The sequence below is a fragment of the Planktotalea sp. genome, assembly GCF_039984035.1.
In the GTDB taxonomy this organism is placed as follows: domain Bacteria; phylum Pseudomonadota; class Alphaproteobacteria; order Rhodobacterales; family Rhodobacteraceae; genus Planktotalea.
The window spans coordinates 1-3951 of sequence record NZ_JBDWVM010000067.1; the positions used below are offsets into that span (position 1 = coordinate 1).

The 3951-nt window shown below is 54.5% G+C and carries 3 protein-coding genes; all 3 read right to left on the reverse strand.

Annotated features, from left to right (window positions below; genetic code table 11):
• Positions 1-58 precede the first annotated feature (58 nt).
• From glyS to ABJQ89_RS02900, 3 genes are read right to left on the reverse strand one after another with little or no spacing between them, the layout of a single operon-like run.
• The gene (gene glyS, locus ABJQ89_RS02890; RefSeq protein WP_348494768.1) at positions 59-2332 is read right to left on the reverse strand and encodes a glycine--tRNA ligase subunit beta; all 2274 of its coding nucleotides are present in this window, start codon (positions 2330-2332) and stop codon (positions 59-61) included.
• Entirely contained in the window at positions 2332-2862 is a 531-nt protein-coding gene (locus ABJQ89_RS02895; RefSeq protein ID WP_348494770.1) for a DUF6446 family protein, read from the reverse strand. The genes glyS and ABJQ89_RS02895 overlap by 1 nt, the downstream gene beginning before the upstream one ends.
• Before the next feature lie 2 nt (positions 2863-2864).
• On the reverse strand, positions 2865-3788 hold the full coding sequence (locus ABJQ89_RS02900; protein WP_348494769.1) for a glycine--tRNA ligase subunit alpha: 924 nt from the start codon (positions 3786-3788) through the stop codon (positions 2865-2867).
• Between the last annotated feature and the right edge of the window lie 163 nt (positions 3789-3951).

Consider the following 3951-nt stretch of genomic DNA (forward strand, 5'->3'; position numbering starts at 1 on the left):
GGCATCCTTTTGGGTTGCCGCATCATAACTCTCAAATCACATCGTGCAAGCGCAGCATTTAGCCCTCAACGCGGGTCAGATCTGCGACAGAGCCAACGAGCTTGCGAATATCGCTCAGCAGGTTGAGACGATTGCGCCGAACTGTTGCGTTATCGCTGTTGACTTGCACCGCTTCAAAGAAGGCATCGATCGGCGCACGCAGCGCCGCCATTGCCGACATCGCTGCGGCAAAATCCTCAGACGCCAACGCGCCTTGGATCACAGACGTTTCGCTATCAAGCGCGGCAAATAACGCGCGTTCCTCGTCGGTTTCTGCGAATTTAACATCACCGCCGTAAGAATATTCAACGCCGTCCTTTTCTTCTTCTTTAGACAGAATGTTGTTGGCGCGTTTGAAGCCTTGCAAGAGGTTCGTGCCATCATCTGTCTTAAGGAACGCCTCAAGCGCCGTGGCGCGCTTTACGAGGAGCGCGATATCGTCATTACCATCCATCGCGATGCAGGCGTCGATTACGTCATGGCGAATGCCTTGATCGCGCAGGTAGACTTTGAGGCGGTCGTGGAAGAACGACAAAAGTTCTTCTACAATTTGCTTAACCTTTTTTATTGGCGGCATTTCAAAAGGAAAATTCGTGGAGTCAGCATTAACGTGGTCTTCATAATCTCCAAAGGCAAAGTAATATTTGTCATCGCTATTTGGATCATATTCCGCTTTGTTCCATTCAAACTTTTTCGGCGATCCGCCTTCATCAAACTCCGCATGGTCCAAGCGAAGTACACTGTGCTTTAACACCAAAATATCTTGAATTCTGTTGATACTAGCTTCCAAAGCTAAGTTAAGACTGAAATCCAAACCATTCTCGAGCGCCAAACGAATGACGCCTAGAGCAGCACGGCGCAATGCGAACGGGTCTTTCGAACCAGTTGGCTTTTCATTAATCGTCCAAAAGCCCGTTAGCGTGTCAATCTTATCCGCGAGGGACACAGCCACAGACACAGGCGCGGTTGGCACATCATCAGACGGGCCAAGCGGTGCGTAATGTTCTTCGGCAGCGGCCGCAACAGCCGCGCTTTCGCCAGCGGCCTCAGCGTAATAACGCCCCATGAGACCCTGAAGTTCAGGGAATTCATAGACCATCTCAGACGACAAATCAGCCTTGGCCAATTTCGCCGCGCGCTCTGCCTCATCCGCATCTGCACCAACAACGGGCGCAAGTTCGCGCGCCAAGGTAGCGATACGCTCAATGCGCTCTGACTGCATGCCCAGTTTGTTGTGGAAGGTCACGTTCGACAAAGCCTCAGTCCAGGACGCCATTTCGGACTTTGCCGTGCGCAGATCGTTTTCCCAGAAGAATTTCGCATCAGACAGACGCGCGAACAACACCTTTTGGTTACCCGCAAGGATCGTCGCGCCGTTATCTTTCGTCTCGCGGTTGGCAACCGTGATGAACCGTTCAATGCGGCCCGTCTTGGCGTTCTTCACAGAGAAGAATTTCTGGTGCTCTTTCATCGAGGTCTGCAAAACCTCAGGCGGCAGGCCGAGGAAATCCTCAGCAATCTCGCCCATCAGCACGACAGGCCATTCCACAAGGCCTGCGACCTCGCGCAGAAGGCCAGCGTCCTCGACCACTTCCAGACCGTTAGCAAAGGCTTGGTTCGTCGCGTCCTGCCAGATCGCATCAGCGCGCTCGGCGGGGCTGAGCACAACAAAGGCGCGCTTGAGCTGCGCTTCATAGTCCTCAAAATTGTTAACCGTCAGCTGCGCAGGCGCCATGAAACGATGCCCATAGGTGGTCTTGCCAGAGGCGATACCATCGATATCAAGCGGCACAACTTCACTGCCCGCCTCATCGGTCAGCAGGCAAATGATGGAATGCAGTGGACGTACCCAACGCAAAGACCCAGAACCCCAGCGCATCGCTTTGGGCCACGGAAAATTGCGGATCGCTTTTTCGAGGACCTCGGCGATAATTTCCGCCGCTGGGCGACCTGCCTTTTCAATCGATGCGAAGTAAACTGCGCCCTTTGGCGTGTCGCGTTCTTCAAGCTGATCGCGCGTGAGGCCTGCGCCGCGCAAGAATCCTTCAATCGCTTTGTCAGGTGCGCCAACCTTCGGACCTTTGCGTTCTTCGCGCACAGTTGGGCTTTCGGCCAGAACACCCTCAACCGTCAGCGCCAAGCGACGCGGCGTGGAGAAAGCCGCAGCAGAGGCATAGGTCAAACCCGCCTCGACCATACCGTCCGTCACCAGCTTTTTCAGATCATCCGCCGCTTTGCCCTGCATGCGCGCTGGAATTTCCTCAGAGAAGAGTTCAATCAACAGATCAGGCATCAGTTATTTCCTTCAAATTCGTCTCGGGGCGGGCAAGCCTCCCCTACGGGCGAGCCGTCATAGGCTTTTTCGCCGCATTCGTTCAATTCGTGCCAAATGTAGCCGCGCCCGTCTTCGGTGATCGCGACGACCTGATCGACGCCGTAAGCGATGTTCTTTTGACCAAGGAACGTCAGCGCCGTGCCCTCGTTGATTTCAGCGCCAAGCGCTTCGGCATCAAAACAGTCAAACCAACCGGGCGCGTTGCGCGGCTCTGCATCTTCAAAGGCCACATAGGTCTCGGTGAGCAAGGATTGGCTCATCGGCGTTGTGAAACAGGCACGGAAGCGGATCGGAGAGCTATAGGCATCGATGGCCTCATAGTCGTCGAACAAGATCGGCTCGCGCGCGCCGCTGACCAGCGAAACAAGCTGAACATCATCGCCTGTCGCGTTAACCTCTTCGTAAAAGGCGTAGACCTGCAAATAATACATGGCCCCACCAGCAAGCAATGCTGATAACACGGTAAACCCCGCTAGGAATTGGCCCATTCTCATGGGGCGTATCCGCCCGCTTCGGTTAAGACAAACGCATCAGCGCAGGATTTCGCCAGCGCGCGTACGCGTCCGATATAGGCTTGGCGTTCTGTCACAGAAATCACGCCGCGCGCATCGAGCAAGTTGAACATATGCGAGGCCTTGATGCATTGATCATAGGCGGGATGCACCATGATGATGCGCTTGCCAGTCTTGGGATCATCATGCTCCTGCGCGAGGATTTTCGCGCATTCTGCCTCAGCCTCTTCAAACTGGCGCAGCAATACCTCGGTATTGGCCACGTCGAAATTCCAACGGCTGTATTCTTGCTCTGTCTGCTTGAACACATCACCATAGGTCAGCGGGATCGGGCTTTGCGGATCGTTGTAGGGCATGTCCATCACGTGATCGACGCCCAGCACGTACATCGCGAGACGCTCGAGACCATAGGTCAGCTCACCAGACACAGGCGTGCAATCGTGACCGCCGACCTGTTGGAAATAGGTGAACTGGCTGACTTCCATACCGTCACACCAAACTTCCCAGCCAAGCCCCCAAGCGCCGAGCGTCGGGCTTTCCCAGTCATCCTCGACAAAGCGAATGTCATGCATCTCCATATCGATGCCAATCGCTTCGAGTGAACCAAGATAAAGCGCCTGCAAATCCGGTGGGCTAGGTTTGATCAGCACCTGATATTGGTAGTAATGCTGAAGGCGGTTCGGGTTTTCACCATAGCGCCCATCTGTCGGGCGGCGCGATGGCTGAACATAGGCCGCAGCCCAAGCTTTTGAACCAAGCGAGCGTAGAGTTGTCGCCGGATGGAACGTGCCCGCACCGACTTCCATGTCATAGGGTTGCATCATCGCGCACCCACGAGATGCCCAATAACCCTGCAAACGCAGGATAATCTCTTGAAATGATTTAGGTTTTTCTAAGCTCATCGCATTCGCCGCCAAATAATCTGCACGCCCCGCGTGCCTTTGCGCCTGATTAGCTGTTGCGCCCGCAAGGGTCAATCAATCAACAACTCGTGCAAATTGCCCATTCTGAGTGCAAACACGATGGACTATTGCCTAGAAATTGCCGAAAACCACCCCAACTCTG